Below are 26,185 nucleotides of genomic sequence, written 5' to 3'. Positions count from 1 at the left end.
CGCGTCGTTGCCGCTGGCCATCAATTCCACGGTGGCAGTAGCTCAAACGGCTTTGGACGCCTGCGATGGTGGTCGGCCGTTCCAACCTGCTAACGCTATGTGAGTCAGAACCTGTGCCTGGCGCGGCACGGCTTTTGGACGATCCCCAAGACGGACTCGGGTACAGCGTTTCAACCAGGTCAGTGGTGGGACGCCTTCGGCTGCGCTGCGCGCACGGCGTCGTCTGGGGGCAAGCTCATCAACGTGGCTGGCGCCCGAGTCCCCGTTCCAGTTCCTGATGTCCTGTCTCTACGCGCATGCATTGGCAGGCATCGTCACCGAGGCGCGGTTCGCCTTGGGCCTGCGTGCTCAGACTTGAGCTCTGCGCGTAGCGCAGCCGAAGGCGATTACACGATATCGCTCGCAGCAGGGGCCACAGACGCTTGCAGGGCTCGTCCAATCAGCGCTGTATTCCCACTCACGGTGGTGCCCCACGCGGCAGGCAGCGGAAATCTCCTCTGAAGCCCATACCCGTACAACACCCCTCGCACACTACGATAAAAATTCGCCCCTTTGGGGCAACCAAAACGCGTTTTTGGTTACTTTTGTCGCTCGGACAAAAGTGACTCGCCGGCTACGCCGGCGAAACAGCCGCGCCAGCGAATAGCGATAACCCACCCCGAACGACAAGCCCCTGCCAGCGACGCCAGCAAAACAGCACCGCTCGCCAAGAACGACAACCCCACACTTCACCGAACGAAGAAAAAGGGGTTTCGTGATCCAAAACCCCCATCGTGGACGACGCCTCCAGCCCTTGACGTCGTCCCGCCCGCCTCAGACCTCAAACACATGCCGCAGCGCCGGCGGTTCCATGCCTGCAGGATTCAGCTCGAACACCCGTCGCGCCACGCTGGCCGGGCGCACCTGTTCCACATCGGTATAGAACTGCTGGTACCAGTCACGCATCTGGTAGATCGGCCCGTCGCCCTCGCACAGCAGCGGATTGTCGATGCGGATCTTGCTATCCCAGATCACCACGTCCTCGTAGAAGGCCGCGCGGGCCTGCTCGACATAGGCTTGCGCGACCGCACGGTTCTGCTCGTCGGACAGCCCCGGTATCTTCTTGACCAGCACGCCATAACGCAGTTCGAAACTGTTCAGATCGATCGGCACATGGCAGTTGAGCAGGATCGAGTGGATCTCCTGGTCGCCCATCTTGCCCGTCATCTCGGTGATGTGGTACGCCGGGCCGAAGTACGTCGAGTGTGCGGTCAGCCGCGAGTCGCCGGACAGCCTGGCGCTGCGCCCGATCATCAGCTGCGTAGCCTTGTGGTGCTCGAACAGGTTGGCGAAGTAATCCACCGGCGCGCCGTGCACAGTCCCGAAATGCGCCATGTCGGAGATATTGTCGACGAGCTCGCGGCAGTTGGTGCCGATCAGCATCTTGTCCATGGCCCAGTCAGACCAATCCGGCTCATAGCAGGCGTCGATGCGCGGAATGGCGACTTCCGGCGGCGCCGGACGGCCTTCCGGATCGTGCCAGATGAACAGCAGCCGGTTCTGCTCGCTGGTCTCCCAGCTGCCGATGCGAGCCTTGGGCGGCACGCGCTTGCAGTAGGGAATCGACTTGCAGCCACCGTCGCCGCCCCATTGCCAGCCGTGGAACGGGCAGACCAGGTTGTCGCCCTGCACGGTGCCGGTGCTGAGGTCGGCCCCCATATGCGGGCAATAGCTGTCGACGATGCGGATGGCGCCGGTCGAGTCGGCAAACGCCGCCAGGCGCTTGCCGAAGATGTTCAGCGTATGCGGCTTGCCGTCGCGGTAATCGTCGGCCAGTCCCAGGCAGTGCCAGCCTCGCGCGTAGCGGGCCTCGAGCGGGCGCGTTTCGATCTTGTAGCCGGTGGTTGTCATGGCGTCTGTCTCCTTGGATCTCTGTGGATGCTTCACGATACGAGGCGCGCGCACGCCGCTCATCGTCCCATCAGACTAGGCTCGGTGTGCGCTGTCACGGACTTCACGACCTGGACCGGCTTCAGCGCCGCCGGGATGCCTGTGAGCGCGGGATCGTTGGCCGGGCCGTGCACGCAGCACACTCCCGCCGGGTCGTAGATCTTCGCGACGCAGCCATTGCAGCTGTCGCACGCCGAACGCGTGACCACGCCGGTTCGCCAGTGCTCGACCAGCGCCGGATCGTGGATCAGCGCGCGCGCCAGCGCGATGCAGTCGAAACCTTCGCCAAGCAGCGCGTCCACGTTATCCAGCGATTTCACGCCGCCGATATAGGCCAGCGGCATCCGCACCGCCTGCCGCACCACGCGCGACGCCTCGAGGAAATAGAGTTCCCGGAATGCCAGGTCACGCGGCGTGCGCTTCTCCAGCATGGTGATGCCGAAGCGGGCCATCGCGTTCGGCGCGGCGGCCTTCATCTGTGCGGTCGGCATCGGGCTGCCGAACAGCGCCCACGGGCTTTCGACATTGCGTCCGCCGCTAAGGGTCAGCAGGTCGGCGCCCTCCGCTTCCAGGAGGCGTGCAGTGATTGCCGAGTCGGCAGCGTCATTGCCGCCGGGCACGCCGTCGGTCACGCTGAGCTTGCAGCACACCGCCATGTCGGCACCGACCGCGTCCTTCACCTGGCGCAGCACCATCGCCGGGAAGCGCGTGCGGTTTTCCACGCTGCCGCCGAACATATCGCGACGCCGGTTGCTCAGCGGCGACAGGAACTGGTTAAGCAGGTAACCATGGCCCATATGGATTTCCACGGCGTCGAAACCGGCCTCGCGCGCGAGCCGTGCTGCCTGCGCGAACTGCACCGCGCGGCGCGACATGTCCGCCTGGCTCATGGCGCGCTGGAAATACACGCCGTGCATCATGCCGAAGGCATTGAGCCCCGACGACGCGCTGCCGGGCGCGCGGCTGCCGCCGTGGCGCATGGTGGTGAACGAGCCGGCATGGGTGATCTGCAGGCAGGCCGCCGCACCTTCGCGATGCACGGCATCGGTCAGTACGCGCAAGTGCTGCACCTGTTCCGCGCGCATGCTGAGCTGGTGCGCGAAGGTCAAGCCGTCATCGGCCACGGCAGCATAGGCCACGGTGGTCATGCCTACGCCACCTGCGGCCAGGTCGCTGTGGTGCTTGACCAGCGCCTGCGTCGGCAGGCCCTCGGGCGTCATGCCCTCGTTCGCGCCAGCCTTGATAAAGCGGTTGCGCAGCGTCAGCGGGCCGATGCGAACCGGTGCGAATGCCGCTGCGCCGGCAGATTGCGGAGCCTCCATGCTGTCCCTCCCCTGGGTCTTTGCTTTTGGTAATGACTCATATGAAGCGATGGCCTTCTGCCCTGCCCCGCTCATGGGACAGCGCAGAAGACCATCGACGTGCGGATTGGCTATCGTGCCGGCGTCATGCCGTATCGGACTTCAGCCCGCGTGCCGGACGTACCCGCTCGTCGTGCACGGCGCTCCCTGCAGCCACCCGGGCGCGCTCCTCCTCTTCCACCCCCAACCATGCCGCCAGCGCTGGCAGTAGCGATACCGCGCCGAACAGGTTCACCAGGAACATGAACGCCAGCAGGATGCCCATGTCCGCCTGGAACTTGAGCGCGGCAAACGCCCACGTGCCCACGCCGATGCACATCGTCAGCGCCGTGAACAGCGCCGCCGAGCCGCGCTGGCGCATGGCTTCCGCGAAGGCCTGCGGCAGGCTCTGGCCTTCCTCGCGGATCTGGTGCTGGATGCGCTCGTACAGGTAGATGCCGTAGTCCACGCCGACGCCGACGCCGAGCGTGATCACCGGCAGCGTCGAAACCTTCAGGCCGATGCCAAGGCGCGCCATCAGCGCATTGCACAGCACCGACACCAGCGTCAGCGGCACGATGATGCACAGCACCGCGCGCCACGAGCGGAACGTCAGCAGGCACAGCAGGGTGATGGCGCCGAAGATCGACAGCAGCATCGCCACCTCGGCCTCTTCCACCGCCTCGTTGGTAGCCGCCATCACGCCGATATTGCCGCCGGCCAGGCGGAACGCCACGTTCGGCGTCTTGTCTTCGGCCGTAAAGCGGCGGATCTCGCGGATGATGTGGGCAATGGTGGCGCCCTCATGGTTGGCCGTGTAGATCAGCACCTGGATGGCCTGGCAGTTCGGCGTGTTCATGCCGTTGTCCGGGTCGAAAGCCTTGGCGCCCTGGCTCAGGCCATCGCCGTTGCGCGGCAGTGCTTCCCAGCGCGGATTGCCCTCGTTGTAGGCGCCGATCACCACCTTGGCCAGCGACGACACGCTCACCACCGACTGCACGCCGGACACGCCGCGCATGTGCATTTCGAAGCGTTCGACTGCGCTCATCACGGGATAGTGAAGGCAGCCATCATCAAAGCCGGCCGGCTCCACCACCACCGTCAGCGCGTCCGAGCCGATGTTGTACTGGCTGACCACGCTGGCGCTGTCGCGGTTGTAGCGCGAGTCGGCGCGCAGTTCGGGCGCACCGCTGCCCACGTCGCCGATCTTGAGGCCGCGCGATTCGATCGCGCCGACCGCCAGCAGCGCCAGCGCGGCGACGAACACGCCCAGTGCCGGTGCCGGCCGCGCCAGCGCGCCGAACTTCTGCCACAGCCGGCCGCCGCCCTGCGCACGGCGCGCCTGCGCCGCTGCCAGCGCCGACGGCTCCAGCCGCGTGTACGACAGCAGGATCGGCAGGAACACCTTGTTGGTCACAATCATCAGCAGCACGCCCAGGCAGGCGGTGATGCCAAGCTCGCGCACGATATCGATCTCGATGCGCATGATCACCATGAAGCCGAGCGCATTGGTCAGCAGCGCGACCGTGCCTGGGATAAACAGCTTGCGGAACGCGGCGCTGGCGCTGTCCAGCGCGCTGTGGCCCTGCACCACCTCCTGCTTCCACGCGTTGGTCATCTGCACTGCGTGCGACACGCCGATCGAAAAGATCAGGAACGGCACCAGGATCGACATCGGGTCGATGCCATAGCCCAGCAGCGGCAGCAGCCCAAGCAGCCAGCCCACCGGCAGCAGCGCCACCACGAGCGCGAGCAGCGTTGTACGCAGCGAGCGGGTATAGAGCCACAGCAGCAGCGCCGTCACGGCAAAGGCCAGTGCGAAGAAGCCCATCACGCCGGCGATGCCCTCTTCCACGTCGCCGACCAGCTTGGCGAAGCCGACGACATTCACGTCGACATCGGTGCCGCCGAACTCCGCACGGATTTTCTCGAGCTGGCGCGCGACCGTGCCGTAGTCGATGGTCTTGCCAGTGGCCGGATCGGTCTCGCGCAGCTCGGCGCGGATCAGCGCGGACTTGAGGTCATTGCTGACCAGCCGGCCGATCTGCCCGGAGCGCGCCACGTTGCGGCGCACCTTGTCGAGTTCTGCCGGCGTGCCGGAGAAGCGCCCAGGCACGACCACGTCGCCACGGAAGCCGGCCTCGGTCACCTCCGTGAAGCGCACGTTCGGCGTGAATAGCGAGAACACGCGCGAGCGGTCCACGCCGGGAATAAAGAACACCTCGTCGGTGGCGCGGCGCAGCTTGTCCATGAAGGCCGCGTTGTAGATGTCGCCATCACCCTTCCAGCGCAGGCTCACGAGCACCGTGTTGGCACCCGAGAAGGTACTCGCATACTTGGTGAACACCTGCATGTACGGGTGCTGCAGCGGGATCATCTTGTTGAACCCGGGATCGAGCCGCAGGCGCGTGGCGGAAAAGCCCAGCGCCACGGTGATGGCCAGGCAGATGGTCAGCAACACGCGGCGGCGGCGCATCAGCAGTCCGGCGCAGGCATCAACGAAACGGCCCAGGCGGCCGGGAGATTGGGGGCGGTTCATGATCGTTCTCGCAATCGTTCAGGCGGGTGGGAATTAGCGGACAGCGGGAAGCGTCAGGTCCGCAATGCCGCCGTTGCCACCCAGTGCCAGCGTGTCCTTGCCGGTCAGGGCCAGCGCGGCCAGGGTCTGCGGGCTGCCGGCGGGCAAGGCGGCGAAGTGGCGTCCGCCATCGGCAGACAACACCAGGCTGCCACCTTGGCCGGCCAGCACGATGCGGCCGTCAGGCAGCGTCACACCACCGAAGAAGGAGGTCTTCAGGCCCGTCTCGGCCACTTGCCAGGTCGTACCGAAGTCTTCGCTGCGCAGCACGTTGCCGCGCATGCCGAAGGCCAGCCAGGCACCATCGCGCAGCGGCAAGGCGCCGTACAGCGATCCTTCATAGGGTGCCTTCACGGCTTCCCAATGCTCGCCGCCGTCGGCCGAACGCAATACCAGTCCGCCTTCGCCGACCAGCATCAGGCGGCCTTGCGCATCGCCGGCGATGCCGTTCAGGTGGCGGTCCTTCATCGCCTCTGGCATGCCCTTCGCGGCGCCGTCCTCCCAATGCTTGCCAAGATCGCGCGAGACCAGGAAGCGGCCGAAACTGCCAACCGCGAACCAGGTTCCGCCAGCCTGCGCCCAGGCGCCGAGCAGCGGATCGGACGACTCAGTGTCGAACGCGGCCTGCTGCCAGTGTTCGCCGCCATCCTCGGTACGCAGGATCCAGCCGCTGTGGCCCACCGCCATGCCATGGCGGCTGTCGGCAAACGCGACCTGCGTCAGCGAGGCGCCTTGCGGATGGTCCACGGTTGCGCCGCGCCAGGTGCGGCCCTGGTCATCGCTGAGCAGGATCTTGCCGCGCTCGCCCACGGCCACCAGCCGCTCGCCGGCGCGCGCCATGCCGTTTACCTGCAGGCCGTCCGGACGCAGTGCCGTCGCCGGGAATGGTGGCAGCGGACGCGGCGCAAAGGCCCATACCGCGGTCGCCAGTACCGCCAGCGACATGGCGATGCCGATCAGTCGTTTCATGATGTCTCCTCCGTCTGGAGTGATGGCAGACGACCTTATGGAGGGCCGTCCATGCCGGTGCTGCCCTTATGTGCTACGTGTTTGCTCCCCTCTCCCGCTTGCGGGAGAGGGGCCGGGGGAGAGGGCAGGCGCATGGCAAGCATCGCAGCGCTTCACTTCGTGGAGATGCCCGCCCTCTCCCCCGCCCCTCTCCCATAAATGGGAGAGGGGAGCAAACCAGCGGTCCTCATGGCAACACGTCGAACAGCGCCGCGGCACCCATGCCGCCGCCGATGCACATGGTCACCACCGCTTGCCGCACGCCGCGGCGGCGGCCTTCGATCAGCGCGTGCGCGGTCATGCGCGCGCCCGACATGCCGAACGGATGGCCGACCGAGATCGCGCCGCCGCTCACGTTCAGGCGCGCATCGGGAATGCCGAGCTTCTGCTGGCAATACAGCACCTGCGACGCAAACGCCTCGTTCAGCTCCCACAGGCCGACGTCAGCCACCGTCATGCCGTGGCGCTCCAGCAGCTTCGGCACGGCGAACACCGGGCCGATGCCCATCTCGTCGGGCGCACAGCCCGCCACCGCCATGCCGCGGTAGCGGCCGAGCGGACGCAGGCCGCGGCGTTGTGCTTCTTCAGCGCTCATCAGCAGCACCGCGGCTGCGCCGTCGGAAAGCTGCGAGGCATTGCCCGCGGTGATGTATTCGCCTTGGGCGATTGCCTGTCCGCCGCTCCAGACCGGCTTCAGTGCGGCAAGGCTTTCGGCCGTGGTGTCGGGCCGGTTGCATTCGTCGCGGTCCAGCCGAACGGTTTCATGGCCGGTCAGCACGCCACTCTTGTCGAACAGCGCGCGGCGCGTTTCCAGCGGCACGATCTCGTCGTCAAAGGCGCCGCGGCGCTGTGCCTCGGCGGTGCGCTGCTGGCTGCGCCAGGCGTAGGCGTCCTGCTCGGCGCGGCTGATGCCGTAACGGCGCGCGACCACTTCGGCGGTCTCGATCATCGCCATATAGGCGGCGGGCTGGTGCGCCAGTACGGCTTCGGACTGGGCGCGGAAGGCGTTCTTGTGCTTGTTCTGCGTGAGCGAGATGGATTCCACGCCACCGGCCACGAGGATGTCCGCCTCGCCGCACTGGATCGCACGCGCCGCCGTCGCAATCGTCATCAGGCCCGAGCCGCACATGCGGTCCATGGTCATGCCGGGCACACTGTCCGGCAGGCCCGCGGCGACCGCGCACAGGCGGCCCAGGTTATAGCCCTGCGTGCCCTGCTGAGCGGCCGCGCCGATCAGTACGTCTTCCACCTCGGCCGGGTCCACGCCCGCGCGCTCGACCACCGCGCGCACCACGTGGCCGCCCAGCACCGGGGCTTCGGTATCGTTGAACGCGCCGCGGAAGGCCTTGCCGATCGGCGTGCGCGCGACGGCGACGATGACTGCTTCATTCATGCTCGATTCCTTCTCAGAAGTAGTAGCGGCTGATGGTCTCGGCCACGCAGGCCGGTTTGTCCTCGCCCTCGATTTCCACGGTCATGCGCACTACCGACTGCACGCCGCCCGTCAGGGTCTCGGCCCGCACCAGCTCGCCCACGCCGCGTACGCGGGCGCCCACGCGCACCGGCGCGGGAAAGCGGACCTTGTCGCAGCCGTAGTTGACGCCCCATTTCATGCCCTCGACCGTGACCAGCTCCGGCAGGAACTGGTTGACCAGGGCCAGCGTCAGGTAGCCATGCGCGATGCACGCGCCGTACGGGCCCTGCGCCGCACGTTCGGGATCGACGTGCAGCCACTGGTGATCGCCCGTGGCATCGGCGAACTGGCCGACCTGCGCCTGGGTGATCCGCGTCCAGGCGCTTTCGCCGAGGCGCTGGCCGACGGCGTCGTGAATGTCTTCGGCAGAGCGGAAAGTTCTTGGCATTTGCTGTTTCCTGAGTTGACTCTTTCCTCATGGGCCCCAAGTTCACAGACTTGTCCGTGGATCCCGCCTGTTTGCTCTTTGCTCCCCTCTCCCGCTTGCGGGAGAGGGGCTGGGGGAGAGGGCAGGCGTATGGCAAGCACCGTAGCCCCTCACTTCGTGGTGACTCCCGCCCTCTCCCCCGCCCCTCTCCCATAAATGGGAGAGGGGCGAAAACCAGTAGCTCCACTCGCGCAAGCTAGAGATGGAGCACGCTCTGCAGCAATCTGTCAGTGCTTCAAGCCCGCTGGCTGCTCACCGGCAGCACTTCGCCCGTCATGTAAGAGGCGTAGTCGCTCGCCAGGAACACCATCACATTGGCCACTTCCCACACCTCGGCCGCGCGCCCGAACGCTTCGCGTTCGCTGAGCTGCCGCAGCAGGTCCGCCGGCGCCGACTTCTTCAGGAAGTCGTGCAGCGCGATGCTGGGCGCCACGGCGTTGATGCGCACGCCGAACTCCGCGGCCTCCATCGCGCTGCAGCGCGTCAGCGCCATCACCCCGGCCTTGGCCGCGGCATAGTGCGACTGCTCCTTCTGCGCGCGCCAGCCCAGCACCGAAGCGTTGTTGACGATGGCCCCGCGACGCCGCGCCTGCATGTGCGGCAGCATGGCCCGCGTCATGCGGAAAGTGCCCGTGAGGGAAATATCGAGCACGCGCGACCACTCGGCATCGTCCATCTCGACTAGGCGGCGCGAGCCGCCGAGGCCCGCGTTATTGATCAGCACGTCGGTCCCGCCCAGCGCTTCTTCCGCCGCCGCCACGAGTGCGCGCACCTGCACGTCGTCCGCGACATTGCAAAGCTGGCCATAGATCGACTGCAGGCCGGTTTCCGCGCGCAGCTTCGCGACCGCCTCGTCCAGACGCTTTTCGTGGATGTCGGAGATCATCAGCGCGCGGCAGCCCTCCTCCGCGCAGCGCCGCGCCGCGGCAAAGCCGATGCCGGCGCCGGCGGCCGCGGTAATGAGCACGCTCTTGCCAGCCAGCAGTTGATGGCCGGGTACGTAGGCCGGCGCGGCCGGCAGGCCAATGGTTTCGGTGTTCGGGGTCATGACTGTCCTCTTGCCTCGCGGGGCATGCCGAGTCCGCGTTCGGCGATGATGTTGAGCTGGATTTCGTTGGTACCGGCGTAGATGGTGTCGGCGCGCGAGAACAGCGCCATCTGCTGCAGCCGCGTGCGGCGCACATCGCCCGTCTCACCGGTGTCGAGCACGTTGGCCAGCGGGCCCAGCACGTCCAGCGCCAGTTGCCCGAGGTCGCGGTGCCAGTTGGACCAGTAGTACTTGTAGATCAGCGCCTCGCGCTGCAGCGCGGTGCCGCCGTCGGCGCCGGCCTGCGCCGCGCCGGCCAGCATGCGCAGCGCGTTGGCGCGCATCACGCGCAGCCCGGCCCAGGCACGCGCGATACGCTGGCGCACCACCGCATCGCGGCTGCTGCCGTTGTCTCGCGCGGCCTGCGCGACCCATTCCAGCTCATGCGTGAACTGCATCTGCTGGCCCAGCGTGGAGATGCCGCGCTCGAACCCGAGCAGCGCCATGGCGATGCGCCAGCCGTCGCCGGGCTCGCCGAGCACGTCGGCGGCCGCCGCGCGTGCGCCGTCGAAAAACACCTCGTTGAATTCGGCTCCACCGCCCATCTGGCGGATCGGCCGGATCTCGATGCCGGGCTGGTCCAGCGGCAGCATCAGGAAGATCAGCCCCTTGCTGCCGTGCGAACCGGGCTCGCAGCGCGCCAGCACGAAGATCCAGTCGGATTCGTGCGCGAGCGAGGTCCACACCTTCTGCCCGCTCACCAGCCAGTCGCCGGTGGACGCGTCGCGTACCGCGCGCGTGCGCACATTGGCCAGGTCCGAGCCGGCGCCGGGCTCCGAATAGCCCTGGCACCAGAAGGTCGTGCCGTTGCGGATGCCCGGCAACAGGCGCGCCTTCTGGTCCTCCGACCCGAAGGCGATCAGCGTCGGGCCGATCAGCCCTTCGCCGATATGCCCCATGCGGCCCGGGCCGCCGGCGCGCGCGTATTCCTCATGGAAGATCACTTGCTGCATCACCGGCAGCTCGCGCCCGCCATGCGCGCGTGGCCATCCGAGCCCGGTCCAGCCGCCTTCAGCGAGGCGCCGCTCCCAGGCCTTGCGCAGCTCGGGATAAGCCTCCTCGTCACCGGGGCCACCGCGGTGTTGCAGGCAGGCGAACTCGCCAGCCAGGTTGGCGGACATCCACCGCGCCACCTCGGCACGAAATACCGCGTCTTCATTCGTGTTCATGCTGTCCTCCCCGCGCCCGGCTCGCTATCCGCGTCTTGGGAAACATCGGCGATGTAATCGAGTGCCACGCCCGCCCCGCCGAGCCAGTGGCTGGCCGCCTGCGCGCGCTTGAAATAGAGCTGAGGGTCGTACTCCCAGGTGAAGCCGACGCCGCCATGGAGCTGGACAGCCTCCTGCGCGCAGAAGCGCAGCGCGTCGTCGGCCGCGATCGAGGCCGCGGCGATGTCGGGACGGGCACGGGACGAATCGTCGTCATCCCATGCGTTGGCCGCGCCATACACCGCGGACCGTGCCGCTTCGATCAGCACCATCATCTGCGCGCAGCGGTGCTTCACTGCCTGGAACGAGGCGATGGCGCGGCCGAACTGAATACGTTCCGATGCGTAGGCAACGGTCAGGTCCAGGCATTGCTGGGCCGCGCCGAGCTGTTCCGCCGCGAGCATCAGCTTGCCGTGCCACCAGGCGTGCGCCAGGCCCTGCGCGGCGGCGTCGCCGCGTGCGAGCAAGGCACCGGCACTGACTGGCAGCCCGTCCAGCCGCAGCGCGGCCATCGTCCGCGTGCGGTCGAGCGTATCGAGCGGCTGCAGCGAGAAGCGTGCGTCGCCTGCGAAGGCGACGGGCTCAAGCAGGAACAATGCAGCGCTGCCATCCTCCAGCCGCGCCGGCACCAGCAGCCAGTCCGCACCGGCGGCATCGGCCACCTGCGCAGCATTTCCGTGCAGCACGAAGCCATCCGCGCCAGCCTGCGCGGTCATGGCAACGCCGTCATATCGCCAGCCGCCATTGTCCGGCAGCACCACGGCGGCACGGATTTCGCCGCACGCCAGCCGTTCCAGCCATTGCGCGCTGCCGCGCGGACCGAGACTGGCCTGCAGCAGCGGTGCCGCCACGCAAACCGTGGACCAGAACGGTACGCACGCCAGGCGCTGACCGAGTTGTTCCTGCAGCAGCACCAGCCCGGGCGCACCCAGGCCGGCACCACCCACGGCCTCGGGCAGCGCGATGCCGCACCAACCGAGTTCGCTGGCCATCGCGCGCCACAGCGCGTCGTCATGGGCGGGGCCGGCTTCGGTCACGCGCCGCACCGCTGCCGAATCGCTGTGCGCGGCGAGATAGTCTCGCGCGCTGTCGCGAATCATCTGCTGTTCGACGGAAAGGGAGAAATCCATGGCCGTCACGCTCAGGCCGCGCCGTAGACCGACTGCGGCGCCTGCGCCTGAGCCAGCAGTTCGCCCACCGCCGCGCCGAGTTCGGCGGGTTGCCAGCGCGCGCCCTTGTCGGCGCTGGGGCCGGTGCGCCAGCCATCGGCGACGGAGATCATGCCGCCGGCCGCCTCGAACATGCGGCCGTTGACCTGCGCCGAAGCGGTACTGCCAAGCCACACCACCAGCGGCGCGACATTGGCCGGGTCGAAGTAATCGAAGCCACCTTCCGGCGCCTTCATCATGTCGGCGAACACCTGCTCGGTCATGCCGGTGCGCGCGGCCGGCGCAAGCGCATTGGCGGTGATGCCATAGCGGCCCAGCTCGGCGGCCTGCACCAGCGTCAGTGCGGCAATGCCGGCCTTGGCCGCGGCATAGTTCGATTGTCCGACCGAGCCCTGCAGGCCCGCGCCGGAGCTCGTGTTAATGATGCGCGCATCGACCGACTGGCCGGCCTTGGCCGCATCGCGCCAGCGCCTGGCCAGCAGGTTGGCCAGGCAGAAGTGGCCGCGCAGGTGCACGCGCATGACGTCGTCCCAGTCGGCCTCCGTCAGGCTGACAAACATGCGGTCGCGGCAGATGCCGGCATTGTTGACCAGCACGTGCACTTCGCCGAACGCCGCCACAGCCGCGTCGACGATGCGCTGCGCGGTCACGAGTTGCGTGATGTCGTCATCGTTCGCCAGTGCGCTGCCACCAGCCGTGCGAATGTCGGCGCAGACGGCCTCGGCCGCCTCGCGCCGGATATCGTTGACAACCACATTGGCGCCTTCGGCGGCAAACGCCAGCGCATAGGCGCGGCCCAGCCCGCCGCCGGCGCCAGTGACGATAACGGTGCGTCCGTCGCAGATTCCCATGGCGTTCTCCTTACAGTCGTTCGATGATGGTGACGTTCGCCAGGCCGCCGCCTTCGCACATGGTCTGCAGGCCGTAACGGCCGCCAGTGCGCTCCAGCTCATGCAGCAGCGTGGTCATCAGACGCGCGCCGGTGGCGCCGAGCGGATGGCCCAGTGCAATGGCGCCGCCGTTGGGGTTGGTGCGCTCGGCCGAATAGCCGGTCTCCGCGAGCCAGGCCATCGCCACCGAGGCGAAGGCTTCATTGATCTCCACCACGTCGATGTCGGCCAGGCTCAGTCCGCTGCGTTCGAGCGCCCGCTTCGTCGCCGGGATCGGCGCGGTCAGCATCCACAGCGGGTCGTCGCCCATGACACTCATATGGGCGATGCGTGCGCGCGGCGTGAGCTGGTAGCGCTTGAGCGCGTCTTCGGAAACGATCAGCAGCGCGGCGGCCGCATCGGCGGTCTGGCTCGATACAGCGGCGGTCAGCGCGCTGCCCGGCATCAGCGGCTCCAGCGCCGCCATCTTGGCGAGCGTGGTATCGGGGCGCGGCGTCTCGTCATGCTTCACGCCTTCGCACGGCACGATCTCGCGCGCGAAGTGGCCGGCCTCGATCGCAGCCGCGGCGCGGCGGTGGCTCTCCAGCGCGTAGGCTTCCATCGCCTCGCGCGACAGCTTCCAGTGCTCGGCAATGCGCTGCGCGGCGTGGAACTGCGACACCGGCGCATCGCCGAAACGCGCCTGCCAGCCCTTGCTGCCCGAGAACGGGTCGGAGAACCCCAGCGCCTGCCCTGCCAGCATGGCCGACGAGATCGGGATCTGCGTCATGGTCTGCACGCCGCCGGCGATCACGACATCCTGCGTGCCGCTCATCACCGCCTGCGCGGCAAAATGCACGGCCTGCTGCGACGAACCGCACTGGCGGTCCACCGTCACGCCCGGCACGGCCAGCGGCAGGCCTGCGGCCAGCCATGCGCTGCGGGCGATATTGCCGGCCAGCGGGCCGATGGTGTCGACGCAGCCGAACACCACGTCGTCATAGTCCTCGGCGGGGATGCCATTGCGGCGCACCAGCTCGGCCAGCACAAGGCCGCCGAGGTCCGCGCCGTGCATGTGCGACAGTCCGCCCTTGCGGCGGCCGGTGGGCGTGCGCAGGGCGTCAACGATATAGGCGTGTTTCATGGTCATGACTCTCTTCGGATTCAGGCAAAGGTGGCGCCGGCGCCGATGTCATGCGCGCCGTCCAGGATGTGCGCGCCCAGGCGCGCCTTGTGGAAGGCCCGATCGCCCCAGCTTCCTGCCAGGGCCCAGGCCCGCTTGGTAAAGATCTGCAGGTCGAGTTCCCACGTGTAGCCCATCGCGCCATGCACCTGGATGGCCTGGCGCGCCGCGGACCACGCGCAGCGCGCGGCCGCCACGCGGGCATGCGACACATGCAGGCCCGCCTGCGACAGGCCTTGCGCCAACGCGCTGGCGGCCCGGTGCAGGACCGGCTTGGCGAACTCGAGCTGGATCGCCACGTCCGCCAGCAGGTGCTTGACTGCCTGATTGGTGCCGATGGCCTTGCCGAACTGCTTGCGCTGCGCGCTGTAGTCGATCGCAAGATCGAGCATGCGCTGCGTCAGGCCCAGCTGTTGTGCCGCTACGCCGAGCGCGCCGCGGTTCAGCGCGCCGTCCCACAGGCCCGCTGCAGCGGCTGCCGCAGCGGAGATCAGTTGCGTATCGCCGGAAGGCGTCCAGGCCAGCTCGAACAGGCGGCGCGAAGGATCGAGCCCCGCGCGCGGCGTCAGCACGGCCTGGTCCCGCCGCAGCAGATGCACTGCGCCTTCGTGTTCGCACAGGATGGCGTCGGCCACGTGGGCGTCGGCCACCAGCAGCTCGTGCGGATGCGCCACCGCCACGCGCGCATGGCCACCGGCAATGCGCTCCAGCAGCGTCGTGCAATGGTCGCGCGCCGCGTCGTCTTGCACGAGCGGCAACGCATCGCGCAGCAGCGCCGCCGCCACCAGCGCGGTGTCGAGCAACGGCTCGGGAAGCGCGAAATAGCCGCACGCCTGCGCCAGCGGCGCCCATTCGACCTCGCCCAGTCCCAGCCCGCCCTGCTCCTGCGGCACCATCAACGCCGCCATGCCCTGGTCGGCAAGCTGGCGCCACAGCGCATCGGAGCGCCCGGATTCGGTGGCCCACAGCTCGCGGGTCAGCTCGGGCGTCATCTCGGTCATCAGGAAGCGCCGGATCGCTTCAGCAAACTGTTCCTGCTCTTCGGTGAAAGTGAAATCCATCGTGTTTCCCCTCGGATGCCGTTTTTCTCGTTACGCGCGCGGCATGCCGAGCAGGCGCTCGGCGACGATATTGCGCTGGATCTCGTTGGTACCGGCGTAGATCGGCCCGGCCTGCGAGAACAGGAAGCCATCCAGCCAGTGGCCAAGCGAGCCCGACGGCTGGTCGGCTGGCGCAACCTCGGCTGCCTGGCCGAGAATGGCCAGCGCGGTGTCGTGCATATGGATGTCCAGCTCGGACCAGAACACCTTGTTCGTGCTCGACTCGGCGCCAATATGGCCACCGCGCACCAGACGGCTGGCGGTGGCATAGGTGGACAGCGTGTAAGCCTCTGCATCCATCCACGCGCGCAGCACCGCTTCGCGCAACGACGGATCGCGGTCAGCAGATGCCTTGTGCTGCTGGTACAGCTTCACCAGCGCCCGCGCGGTCTCCTGGAAGCGCGCCGGCGAACGCAGCATCAGGCCGCGCTCGAAGCCGGCGGTAGCCATCGCCACTTGCCAGCCAGCGCCTTCGGCAGCCAGGCGGTTTTCCACCGGCACACGCACTTCGTCGAAGAAGATCTCGGCAAAGCCCGTCTGCCCGTTGAGCTGGCGGATCGGCCGCACGGTGATGCCGGGCGTGTTCAGGGGCACCAGAATGAAGGTCAGCCCATGATGGCGCGACGACGAAGGATCGGTACGGAACAGGCCGAACAGCCAGTCCGCCCACACCGCGCGGGTCGACCAGATCTTCTGGCCGTTGATCACGTAGTCGTCGCCCTGCCGCACCGCGCTGCAGCGGATCGCGGCCATGTCGGAACCGGCATTCGGCTCGGACCAGCCTTGCGCCCAGACGTGCTCGCCCGAGGCCATGCGCGGCAGAAAGCGCGCTTTCTGCGCCTCGGTGCCGAATTCCATCAGCGTGGGCCCCAGCAGGAAGATGCCGTTCTGGTTGACGCGCAGCGGCGCGCCGGCACGCCAGTATTCTTCCTCGAAGATCAGCCACTCGATCAGATCGCAGCCGCGCCCGCCCAGTTCGGACGGCCATGTGACCATGCTCCAGCGGCCCTGGTTGAGCGTGGCTTCCCACGCGCGGTGCTGCGCGAAACCTTCCTCGGTATCGAAGCTTGCCAGCGGCGTGCGCGGCACGTGTTCGGCCATCCAGGCGCGGACCTCGGCGCGGAAGGCGCGCTGGGCGTCGGTGTATTCGAGATGCATGGCGGTTCCCAGGCTAGGCGAAACGGGCTTCGCGGCCTTCCACGAAGGCGGCGCGCGCCTCGCCGGAATCGGCGCTCATATAAGCCTGCAGCGTGAAGCCCTGCTCCCAGCGGTACTTGTCCTCGAGGTTGCCGTCCTCGACGCCGTTCAGCGCTTCCTTGGCGAGCTGCAGCATGGCCGGGCTCTTGGCGGCGATCTTGCGGGCCAGCGCCAGGGCCTCGTCGCGCAACGCGTCGCGCGGCACCACGCGCTCGACCGCACCGAGGCGGAAAGCCTCCGCCGCATCGATCATCTCGCCGGTGAAGTACATCGCGCGCACCTTCTGCACACCGAACATGCGCTGCAGGTGGGCGCCGCCGCCCATGGCGCCGCGGTCGATCTCCGGCACGCCAAAGCTTGCGCACTCGGACGCGACGATGATGTCGGCCGCGCCGCAGATGCCGATACCGCCGCCCAGCACGAAGCCGTGCACGGCGACGATGACCGGCTTGGGATTGCGGTGCACGGCGCGAAAGGTTGCGTAGTTGCCGGCGTTGACGTCGACGATGCGCTGCGGGTACGTGGCCAGTTCCTTGATGTCGACACCCGCACAAAAGCCACGGCCTTCACCGCGCAGCAGGATGACGCGCACCGAGGGATCGTCGCCCAGGCGGTCGATCGCCCGTGCCAGCGCATGCCAGCCGGCATTGTCGAGCGCGTTGACCGGCGGGTGGTCAATCACGAGTTCGGCGATGCCGTCGCCGACATAGATGCGGAACGGCGCTTTCTGGCCGGTTTGATTCGTTTGCATGGTTTCCTCTGTCTGTGGTCAGGCGGCGGCAGCCAGCCCGTTGCCGGACAACGCGGCCAGCCGCACCTGTGCCTGGGCAGCGATGCCGGCAACAATCTGCTCGCACGATTCGATGGCGCCGATGGCCGCAGCGGCCTGGCCGCTCGGCAGCACGCCGTCGTCGGGATGTCCTTCCACCATCGCGCGCTGGATCAGCACCGGCGCGTTGGCGGCCATCAGCGTCTGCGCGGCGCTATAGTCGTGCTCGCGCATCGCGCGCCAGGCCGTGGCAAGCATCTGTGCCGAACTCATCCCGGTGCGTGCGCGCCACTTGCGCGCGGCGCCCAGCGCCAGCCAGGTGCGCCGCCACGGGCCCGCCTGTTCCAGCTCCAGCAGCAGCGCGTTGTCGATCATCCGCTGCGGCAGGCCGTCAATCGCCAGCGACACGCGGATGCTGGCCGGATCACGCACCTTGACGTAGCGCTCCAGCGTCTGCGCCGGCACCGGCGATTCGCTCGACATCAGGAAGCGTGTGCCCATGGCCACGCCGGCTGCGCCGTATGCCAGCGCCGCCGCGAGTCCACGACCGTCGAAGAAGCCGCCAGCGGCCACCACCGGCACGCGCACGCTGTCGAGCACCTGTGGCAGCAGCAGCGTGGTTGGCGTGCCGCCGGTATGGCCGCCGCCCTCCCCGCCCTGCACGGTGACCACATCCGCGCCCAGTTCCACCGCCTTGGCGGCGTGCTTGGCGGCGCCGACGGTCGGCATGCAGACCACACCGGCGGCCTTGAGCCGGCCGACCATCTTCGCGTCCGGCCCGCGCCCGTAGCTGACCGCGCGCAGCCGGTGGCGGATGGCCATCTCGATGACCTCATCCGCGTTTGGCTGGAACATGTGGAAGTTGATGCCGAACGGCCTGTCGCTGAGCGCCTTGACGCGCAGGATCTCGCGCTCGACCTCGCCAGGCGGAATCGTCGCGCCGGCCAGGAAGCCAAAGGCGCCGGCATTGCCGCTGGCCGCGACCAGCTTCGCATCAGCCACCCACCCCATCGCCGTCTGCACGATGGGATAGCGGCAGCCGAGCAGATCGCACAGCACCGTATGCAGGCTGGACGCGCTCATGACTTGCCCTCCCCCGGACGTTGCGATGCCGCCATGGCGCGCGCGTCGTAGCCGCCGAGCTTGTCGCCGCTGATCAGTTCGTTGTGCGCATGCGCGAAGTGGTGCCAGGCGAACACGGCGTCCATCGCCGTGCGCTTGCCTTGCAGGTCTTCCACATGGTTGACCGCCTGCTTGGTCAGCGTCAGCCCCAGGCGCGGCATCTGCGCGACCTTCGCGGCCATGCCGTAGACGGTGTCCTCCAGCGCATCGCGCGACACCACGCGGTTGACCATGCCCATGCGCTCGGCGCGCTCCGCGCTCATGCGCTCGCCAAGGAACAGGAATTCCTTGGCGATGCGCGGATGCAGCTCATAGGGATGCGCAAAGTACTCGACGCCGGGGATGCCCATGCGCACGACCGGATCCGCAAAGAACGCGTCATCGGACGCCACGATCAGGTCGCACACCCACGCCAGCATCAGCCCGCCGGCAATACAGGCACCGTGCACCATCGCAATGGTCGGCTTGGGCAGCTCGCGCCAGCGCCGGCACATGCCCAGGTATACCTCCTGCTCGCGTGCATAGAGGAATTCGCCGCCGGGCTTGTTGACGTGGTCATACCAGAGCGAGGCTCGCTCGAACGACTCGTTGATGTCGCGCCCAGGCGTGCCGATATCGTGCCCGGCCGAGAAATGCTTGCCGGCGCCGCGCAGCACGATCACCTTGACCGCGTCATCCGACGCGGCGCGGCGATAGGCCTCGTCCAGCGCATACGTCATCTTCGAGTTCTGCGCGTTGTGGTACTGCGGACGGTTCATGGTGACGGTGGCAATGCCGTCCGCCACGTGGTAGAGCACTTCGGCGTCGGGGCCCAGTGCAATGGGCTCGATGGCTGGCGTTGTCATGGTTGCCTCACGCGCGTCCGGAAGGGTTGCCACGCACGATGGTCGCGCGCAGGTTGTGCGGGTCGAGCTGCGCGATGAGGCGCAGTTCTTCCGGCGTGGGCGGCGCAGTCTCGGGCAGTACCTCGCCGGCCGTGTTGGCCAGCGCGAAGCCGGTAGCCGCCTGCACTTGCTCCAGGCTTACGCCCGGGTGCAGCGAACGCACGCGCACCGCATGGTCCGGGCCGCCGAAATCCATCACACACAGGTCGGTGACGATCACGCGCAGGTCGACGAAGCTGCGCATGCCTTCGATCTGGCGCGCCGGGTTGTAGCCGGTGCTGCAGACCATGTCGACTTCGCCGGCGACAAAGGCACGCGTGCTGTGCGCCGGCACGAAGAAGGAATTGGCGTGATGGATGCTGTTGCCGGGAAAGCCGCGTGCGCCCAGCAACTGGGTCTTCGGCTGTGCGTGCGTGCCGCCGAGGCACGAGATATTGGCCTGGCCGAAGCGGTCAATCTGCGTGGGCATCACCAGCGCATGGCGCCGTCCGCCCCACAGGCAGTCAAACACGCGCGAGTAGCCCATCCAGCCGCTTGCGCGGACCTTGTAGCCGGGCTCGCGCGGGCCCAGCGGCACGGGCGATTCCACCAGGTAGGCTTCGCCGTCGGTCAGCAGCAGCCCGGGGTTGTGCGCAAGGCGCGCCAGGCCGGCGGCAATGCGCGGGCCGGTGCCGATGCCGGTGGCCAGCACCTCGCCATCGTCGCGCCAGGCGCGGGCAGCGACGGCGATCATCAGCTCGGCGCGTGTGAATTCATAAGTGGCGCTCACGGTCGCTCCTTGAGTTGACGGGTTCAAAGTACGGGCAGCGGCAGGTCATGCACGTGGCCGAGGCCGCCGATGCGCTCCAGGTAGGCAGCTTCGCTCGTGCCCACCACCTCGTTGCGGTAGGCGGTAAAGCCGTGCTCGGCTTCGGCGCTGGCGCAATACGCCTTCAGCGCGGGCAGGTCCCAGCCGTAAGCCGGAGCGCAGGACGTGGGATGGGCGCCGCCAGGCGCGTGGACCACACCGGTCACGAGCGAGCGTTCGAAGGCATTGCCGCGTGCGCGCGACAGGTCTTCATCCTCGATGCTGGGACGCAGCGTTTCGCAGCTCACGTAGCAGCGGCCTGCGGCGCGCGCGAACCATTCATCAAAGAAGGGATCTGGACCGTCGATGCGGGTATTGCCGAGCACATCGCTCTCATTGACGTGCAGCAGCGCCACGTCCAGCTCGATGGCCGGCATCGCCACCAGTACCTCGCCGTCTGCATAGGGCGAGCGCACTGTCTTCAGTTCGGGGTTCCTGTCCAGTACATCGGTGCCAAGCGACGCACGCGTCGGCAGGAAAGGCAGCCGCGCGGCAGCGGCGCGCAAGCCAAGTTGCAGCATGCCCTCATCCAGCTCCGTCACCGCCAGCTGGCCGCGCTCGCGCGCCTGGCGGAAGTACGGTTCGAGCGGAATCACGTCGAGCGACACGAAGCCGAACACCAGCTTGCGCACCTTGCCCGCCGCGCACAGCATGCCCACTTCAGGGCCGCCGTAGGCGACCACGGTCAGGTCTTTCAGCGGCGAGCGCAGGATCTCGCGCACCATTGCCATCGGCTTGCGGCGCGGGCCCCAGCCACCGATGCCGATGGTCATGCCATCGGCGAGCTGGCCGACCACATCGGCCGCGCTCATGGTCTTGTCGATTGTCTTGATCATAGGTATTGAGGGCTTAGCGGTATCCGATGCTGAAGTCGTGTCCCCACAGGCTCACGCGCGTGGCTTCGTAGGCGGCGTGGTGGCTCCAGTCCACCACCAGCCCGCCATGGCCGTATTCGAGGTCGAATCCGCCCGGCGTCTTCATGTAGAACGATGTCATGCGGTCGTTGCAGTGCTGGCCCAGCGTGGCGGACATCTTCACGCCGTGCTGCTGCACGCGGTCCAGCGCGCGGCCGACTTCGGACATCTCCGGCACTTCGGCCATCACGTGGATGCACCCCGCTTCCGACGGCATCTCGAAGATCGCCAGGCTGTGGTGGCGGGCGTTGGCGCAGTGCAGGAAGTGGATGCGCTTTTCCGGCTCGGCGGGATCGTTGGAGAAGCGCACGCGGTAAATGTCCGACAGGCCGAAGCCCATCACATCGCGCAGGAAGGCATAGGTCTCGTCAAAGGCCGGTGCCGGCAGCACGGTGTGGCCGGCACCCATCGGATCGGTAATGAAGCGCGGCACGCCGATCGGCGACACAAAGCGCAGGAAATCCGAGCGCATGCCCCACGAGATCTCATGGCGGTTGCCCGACGGGTCGACAAACCAGGCAAGCGCCTGCACGCGACGTTGCGCCAGCTCGGCGGCGCTGGCCTGCACCACTTCCACGTTCGCCACGCGCAGCGTAGCCAGCGCGTGGCGGTAAGCCTGCTCGTCGGCCAGTTCCCAGCCGGAAGCCAGGTAGCGGTCGCGCGTGCCGGGGACGATCAGGTAGCGGTAGTCGCGTTCGTCCATCTTCACGTACAACGCGCCGCCCGGAGCCCCGGAACAGGCCATGCCAAGCACCTGTTCCGCGTAGTGTCGCCACTGTCCTAGGTCGGTGGACTCGACCACGATGTAGCCAAGCGCACGAATGTCCAACATGCTGGTCTCCTCTGGTTCGATATCGGTATGGAGACCATTCTTCCGTGCGCAGCCGGCCGGCACATCGTCCTAGCGGACTAGCCGGATCCGGCGCATTCTCGCGGCATTCAGGCGGCTGGCGGCCTGACGATGTACTGGCTGCTGGCCACCACGTCGATCTTGTCGAAGTCGATAAAGCGCTGGCAGCTTTCCATCATGGCGGCCAGGTTGCGCTGGTATTTCGCCTCGTCGCCGGGTGCATCGAAGAACGCTTGCGGGTCGGTCATGGCGGCATCAGGGAAGCCCTCCTCGACCACCGCGTCGAGCGGCGGCGCGCCGTGCGTCAGCGGGCACACGACCACGTTCTGCACGTAGAGGAAGGTGTCCTGGGTGTCGATGGCCACCTGGGTGTGGCGGTTGTGCCAGGTGTCGAGCCACGCCTCGTGGGTCAGGCGCGGCGGGCGCTTCAGGAACGCCAGCTGCGCGAAGCCCGGCGTGCGCTCGCCGGGGCGCGCGGGATGTCGGGTGTTGCGGATGGGTTGGGATTCGGTGACGAGATAGCCGGCCATGCGGCCGGTGGCGACCTGCACGGCGTCGTCGAATGGGCGGCGCAGGCTGGTGATGGCGCTGTCGACCCAGATGGAGACCAGGCCGTCCATCTGGGGGAGTGTGTTCACTTGCCGCAGGGCTGTGGCGGGGGCCACGTCCTCGTCCTGTACGTTGATCTGTACGCCGCGGGCGCCTAGTTGCAGCAGTTGCTGTGCCAGGTTTGTTCGCAGGTCGTGTGCGAATGTCTCCGGCTTGGTGCGGGGGTCGCGCCAGACTACGTAGATGACCTTTTCCATGCTCTTGGCTCCTGTGCGAAGGGATTGCAGGTTTTGACCTTTACGGTCCGTTTAGAACGACATTGCGGATGGCGTTCAGGGGTTCGCGAGGATGCTAGGAGGCTGGGGGATGAGGGGCATACCTCAAGTGGACTACCGGGTATACGGGGATGTCGGCGGGAGCGGCTTTCTCGTTGGAGTTGGGTTATCGCTCATGGCGGGCGCCGCTGTTTTGCTGGCGTAGCTGGTGGGGGATTTGTGGTTGGGAATGGGGCTTTGTTCTTGGCAGGCGCCGCTGTTTCGCTGGCGTAGCTGGCGGGGGATTTGTGGTTGGGAATGGGGCTTTGTTCTTGGCAGGCGCCGCTGTTTCGCCGGCGTAGCCGGCGACCTACTCTTTTGTCCGAGCGACAAAAGAGTAGGCAGAAAAGCGCGTCGTTGCCGCTGGCCATCAATTCCACGGTGGCAGTGGTTCAAACGGCTTTGGACGCCTGCGATGGTGGTCAGTGGTTCGACCCTGCTACGCCATGTGAGTCAGAACCTGTGCCTCGCGCGGCACGGCTTTTGGACGATCCCCAAGACGGACTCGGGTACAGCGTTTCAATCAGATCAGTGGTGGGACGCCTTCGGCTGCGCTGCGCGCGCGTCGTAGTCTGGGTGCAAGCTCATCAGCATCGCCGGCGCCCCGGTTCGTCCGAGGTCCTTTCTCGACTTCGCGCATGCCATGCGCGGGCGTCGTCACCGAGGCGTGGTTTTCCCTGGACTTGTGTGCTCAGACTTGAGCTCTGCGCGTAGCGCAGCCGAAGGCGATCACACGATATCGCCAGCAGCTGGGGCCACAGACGCTTGCAGGGCTCGTTCAATCAGCGCTGTATTCCCACTCACGGTAGTGCCCCTCGCGGCAGGCAGCGTAATTCACTCTGAAGCCCATACCCGTACAACACCCTCCGCACACTACGATAAAAATTCGCCCCTTTGGGGCAACCAAAACGCGTTTTTGGTTACTTTTGTCGCTCGGACAAAAGTGACTCGCCGGCTACGCCGGCGAAACAGCCGCGCCAGCGAAGAGCGACAACCTGACCCCACTGAGAAGCCCCGCCGGCTACGCCGGCGAAACAGCGGCGCCTGCCAAGAACGTTAACCTGCCAACCCCTACCCCAACGCCACCACACTACTCAGCAACGTCCTGACCAACGTAGCCTGCCGCGTCACCCCAGTCTTGGAAAAAATAGCCCTCAAATGCGCCCGAGCAGTGTTCTTGCTGATCCCCAACTCAACAGCCGCCTCATCAAGCGTCAACCCGTCAGCCAGCACCAGCGCAAGCGCCGTCTCCGCAGGAGTGAGATCAAACAGCTTCCGCACTACCTCATGCGAGGCGCGCGATTTGCGCTCCGGATCGCGAATAAACACCGCGCATGCCGGCCGGTGCCGGTTGTCCTCCGACCACTCGCTCAACGGAATCGTCCGTATCAACACCCCAAGCTTCCCGCGCCCCGACGGCCGCGTGATCGACATGGCCTCCGCAATTGCCGGCGCGCCGCCATGGTGACCCATGCGCGCACGACGCAGCAGGAACTGGAACTTGCGGCTCTCCTGCGCGTAGGCAATCTCGAAGCTGCCACCGTTCAGCCGGATGCCGTCATTCTCCGCGAGGATCTCGTCGGCTTCGAAATTCTTCTTGAGAACCGCACCGGACTCATCCAGGATCAGCATGCCCACCAGCATCCGGTCAATGGCGCCGGCGTACAGGCTGCGTTCGGACTCGACCACGTCGAGCCGGGAATGCAGCCGGACCGCGCGCTTCAGGTGCGGCAGGATGACGCCGCAAGCCGCCTTGTCCTTCTCGTTGAAGTCCTGCGACGCATGCGGACGGCAGATGCGCAGGCGGCATTCCACGCCGTCGTCGGTGCGGATGTCCGCGCCCAGCAGATAGCGGATATCGAGCGGCTGCAGGAACTGCCGGTAGATCTCGCTGTGGCACCAGTTGCCCGAGCCGGTCGCCTCGTCCACCGTGACGGCGCGGTCGGTGGGCAGGTTGATGAACGGATCGATGGCGTAGTAGTAGCTGTTGTATGACGCTTCCGCCTCGAGCGAGGTCCCCTGCTCGGACGCGTGTACCGCCAGGCCACTGCGGTCGCTGGCCGGCGAGCGCAGGATAAAGCTCACATACGTGGCATCCAGTTGCTTGCGCAGCATTTCGAGCGCGCGGCCCCAGGGCACGGACTCCATCGGGCCTTCGTAGATGGCTGCCAGCAGCGCGCTGAATTGCGCCAGGCCGAGGCCGGAATGGGTGAACAGGGGCGACGACGCGTCCGGCGCCGGCTCCGTGGCCATCAACATACTTTTCGTCTCCTGGGTGTCTTGCCCGGCGCTCTGCCGGCACCTGGGTCAGCGGCGATTATAGGGACGCATCAGGGCCACGCCCGGCCCCGCCCTATCGGTGTTTTCCCTGCCATGCATTCGGACGATGTCCACACCACCGCGGCGATTCAAAGTCGCCTCGGGTGGCCTTGCTACGGCCGCTGTCGACCACGACAAAAGAGGAGACTGAGACTGATGGATTTCCAAGGCAAGACTGTATTGATCACCGGCGGCGGCGCCGGCATCGGGCTGGCGGCCGCGCAGGCCTTCCAGGAACAGGGCGCGCGCGTCGCGGTGATCGAGATCGATGCGGGCCGCGCCGATGCTGCCGCTTCCGTGCTCGGCGCAGGCGGCAAGGACGCACTGGTCGTGCACGGCGATGTCACCTGCGCGGCCACCGTCGCCTCGCTCGCCGCGCAGATCGGTGAACGCTTCGGCGCGCTCGATGTGCTGGTCAATAACGTCGGCGACTTCCTACGCATCGCCAAGCCGTTCGAACTGTATGACGACGCGGAGATCGACAGCCTGTACGCGGTCAACCTGCGCCATGTGTTCACGGTCACGCGCGCGATGCTGCCGCTGCTCCGGCGCAGCACGGCCGCGAGCATCGTCAGCGTGTCGTCGATCGAAGGCTTCCGCGGCATCCCGAACTGCAGCATCTATGGCGCGTTCAAGGCCGCACTGACCGGCTTTACGCAAAGCCTTGCACTCGAACTGGCGCCGTCGGGCATCCGCGTCAACCTGATCGCCCCTGAAACCACGGAAACGCCGCAGGTGCCGGTGTCGCTGGTGGTGGCGGAAGAGCACCGGCATCACATGCCGAACTGGATCCCACTGGGCCGGTTTGGCACGGCGCGCGACATTGCCGAGGGCATCGTGTTCCTGGCCAGCCCGCGCGCGGCGTGGATCACGGGTACGGCCCTGCATGTAAACGGCGGCGCGCTGGCGGCGGCCGGCTGGTACCGCGATCCGAAAGGCAACTGGACCAATATGCCGGTGATGGTCGGCAACGGCATGAATCTCTGACGGCTGATCGAACGCATCGTAACCCTCAGCCAACCAACAACAACCACGAGCAAGGAGAGCA

The 26,185-nt window shown here is 67.2% G+C and carries 22 protein-coding genes; 1 reads left to right on the top strand and 21 read right to left on the bottom strand.

Translation table 11 applies throughout. From position 1 onward, the window contains the following. Positions 1–813: 813 nt before the first annotated feature. The 21 genes from KHO41_RS30360 to KHO41_RS30260 all read right to left on the bottom strand — a co-directional run bounded on the left by KHO41_RS30360 (position 814) and on the right by KHO41_RS30260 (position 25,077). On the bottom strand, positions 814–1,890 hold the full coding sequence (locus KHO41_RS30360; RefSeq protein ID WP_211956946.1) for a Rieske 2Fe-2S domain-containing protein: 1,077 nt from the start codon (positions 1,888–1,890) through the stop codon (positions 814–816). Between the two features lie 59 nt (positions 1,891–1,949). Beyond that, the gene (locus KHO41_RS30355; RefSeq protein WP_376989881.1) at positions 1,950–3,188 is read right to left on the bottom strand and encodes an NADH:flavin oxidoreductase; all 1,239 of its coding nucleotides are present in this window, start codon (positions 3,186–3,188) and stop codon (positions 1,950–1,952) included. A gap of 187 nt (positions 3,189–3,375) precedes the next feature. Then, positions 3,376–5,808: an efflux RND transporter permease subunit gene (locus KHO41_RS30350; protein ID WP_211956944.1), complete on the bottom strand. Its 2,433-nt coding sequence runs from the start codon at positions 5,806–5,808 to the stop codon at positions 3,376–3,378. 33 nt (positions 5,809–5,841) lie between these two features. Further along, on the bottom strand, positions 5,842–6,816 hold the full coding sequence (locus KHO41_RS30345; protein WP_211956943.1) for a WD40/YVTN/BNR-like repeat-containing protein: 975 nt from the start codon (positions 6,814–6,816) through the stop codon (positions 5,842–5,844). Positions 6,817–7,042: 226 nt separating this feature from the next. Next, positions 7,043–8,248, bottom strand: a complete 1,206-nt coding sequence (locus KHO41_RS30340; protein ID WP_211956942.1) for an acetyl-CoA C-acyltransferase — start codon at positions 8,246–8,248, stop codon at positions 7,043–7,045. Positions 8,249–8,261: 13 nt separating this feature from the next. Further along, entirely contained in the window at positions 8,262–8,717 is a 456-nt protein-coding gene (locus KHO41_RS30335; protein ID WP_211956941.1) for a MaoC family dehydratase, read from the bottom strand. 274 nt (positions 8,718–8,991) lie between these two features. Then, on the bottom strand, positions 8,992–9,804 hold the full coding sequence (locus KHO41_RS30330; protein ID WP_211956940.1) for an SDR family oxidoreductase: 813 nt from the start codon (positions 9,802–9,804) through the stop codon (positions 8,992–8,994). Continuing rightward, entirely contained in the window at positions 9,801–11,012 is a 1,212-nt protein-coding gene (locus tag KHO41_RS30325; protein ID WP_211956939.1) for an acyl-CoA dehydrogenase family protein, read from the bottom strand. The genes KHO41_RS30330 and KHO41_RS30325 overlap by 4 nt, the downstream gene beginning before the upstream one ends. Then, positions 11,009–12,181: an acyl-CoA dehydrogenase family protein gene (locus KHO41_RS30320; RefSeq protein WP_211956938.1), complete on the bottom strand. Its 1,173-nt coding sequence runs from the start codon at positions 12,179–12,181 to the stop codon at positions 11,009–11,011. The genes KHO41_RS30325 and KHO41_RS30320 overlap by 4 nt, the downstream gene beginning before the upstream one ends. Positions 12,182–12,192: 11 nt before the next feature. After that, a complete protein-coding gene (locus KHO41_RS30315; RefSeq protein WP_211956937.1) occupies positions 12,193–13,071 on the bottom strand; it encodes an SDR family oxidoreductase in 879 nt (292 codons plus the stop codon). Positions 13,072–13,081: 10 nt separating this feature from the next. Then, a complete protein-coding gene (locus tag KHO41_RS30310; RefSeq protein ID WP_211956974.1) occupies positions 13,082–14,233 on the bottom strand; it encodes an acetyl-CoA C-acetyltransferase in 1,152 nt (383 codons plus the stop codon). Between the two features lie 20 nt (positions 14,234–14,253). Next, positions 14,254–15,333 carry an acyl-CoA dehydrogenase family protein gene (locus KHO41_RS30305; protein ID WP_211956936.1) on the bottom strand — a complete coding sequence of 360 codons (1,080 nt, stop codon included), beginning with the start codon at positions 15,331–15,333 and terminating at the stop codon, positions 14,254–14,256. 30 nt (positions 15,334–15,363) lie between these two features. Next, positions 15,364–16,530, bottom strand: a complete 1,167-nt coding sequence (locus KHO41_RS30300) for an acyl-CoA dehydrogenase family protein (RefSeq protein ID WP_211956935.1) — start codon at positions 16,528–16,530, stop codon at positions 15,364–15,366. Between the two features lie 13 nt (positions 16,531–16,543). Next, positions 16,544–17,320, bottom strand: coding sequence for an enoyl-CoA hydratase family protein (locus KHO41_RS30295; RefSeq protein ID WP_211956934.1), 777 nt, complete (start codon positions 17,318–17,320; stop codon positions 16,544–16,546). A gap of 18 nt (positions 17,321–17,338) precedes the next feature. Further along, positions 17,339–18,421: an NAD(P)H-dependent flavin oxidoreductase gene (locus KHO41_RS30290; protein WP_211956933.1), complete on the bottom strand. Its 1,083-nt coding sequence runs from the start codon at positions 18,419–18,421 to the stop codon at positions 17,339–17,341. Further along, on the bottom strand, positions 18,418–19,305 hold the full coding sequence (locus KHO41_RS30285) for an enoyl-CoA hydratase (RefSeq protein WP_211956932.1): 888 nt from the start codon (positions 19,303–19,305) through the stop codon (positions 18,418–18,420). The genes KHO41_RS30290 and KHO41_RS30285 overlap by 4 nt, the downstream gene beginning before the upstream one ends. Positions 19,306–19,312: 7 nt before the next feature. After that, positions 19,313–20,113 carry a CoA-transferase subunit beta gene (locus KHO41_RS30280; RefSeq protein WP_140950054.1) on the bottom strand — a complete coding sequence of 267 codons (801 nt, stop codon included), beginning with the start codon at positions 20,111–20,113 and terminating at the stop codon, positions 19,313–19,315. Between the two features lie 23 nt (positions 20,114–20,136). After that, complete coding sequence (locus KHO41_RS30275) at positions 20,137–21,027, bottom strand: CoA transferase subunit A (protein ID WP_211956931.1); 891 nt, start codon at positions 21,025–21,027, stop codon at positions 20,137–20,139. A gap of 13 nt (positions 21,028–21,040) precedes the next feature. Further along, positions 21,041–21,937, bottom strand: a complete 897-nt coding sequence (locus tag KHO41_RS30270) for a VOC family protein (RefSeq protein ID WP_211956930.1) — start codon at positions 21,935–21,937, stop codon at positions 21,041–21,043. Between the two features lie 107 nt (positions 21,938–22,044). Beyond that, the gene (locus KHO41_RS30265) at positions 22,045–22,761 is read right to left on the bottom strand and encodes an EthD domain-containing protein (protein WP_211956929.1); all 717 of its coding nucleotides are present in this window, start codon (positions 22,759–22,761) and stop codon (positions 22,045–22,047) included. Positions 22,762–23,889: 1,128 nt separating this feature from the next. Then, entirely contained in the window at positions 23,890–25,077 is a 1,188-nt protein-coding gene (locus KHO41_RS30260) for a helix-turn-helix transcriptional regulator (protein WP_211956928.1), read from the bottom strand. 216 nt (positions 25,078–25,293) lie between these two features. On the opposite strand from KHO41_RS30260, the gene KHO41_RS30255 reads away from it, so the two are divergent. Beyond that, on the top strand, positions 25,294–26,124 hold the full coding sequence (locus KHO41_RS30255) for an SDR family NAD(P)-dependent oxidoreductase (RefSeq protein ID WP_211956927.1): 831 nt from the start codon (positions 25,294–25,296) through the stop codon (positions 26,122–26,124). Positions 26,125–26,185: the final 61 nt, after the last annotated feature.

Source organism: Cupriavidus numazuensis (genome assembly GCF_905397435.1).
GTDB lineage: Bacteria > Pseudomonadota > Gammaproteobacteria > Burkholderiales > Burkholderiaceae > Cupriavidus > Cupriavidus numazuensis.
This window is presented reverse-complemented; position numbering and strand designations above follow the sequence as displayed.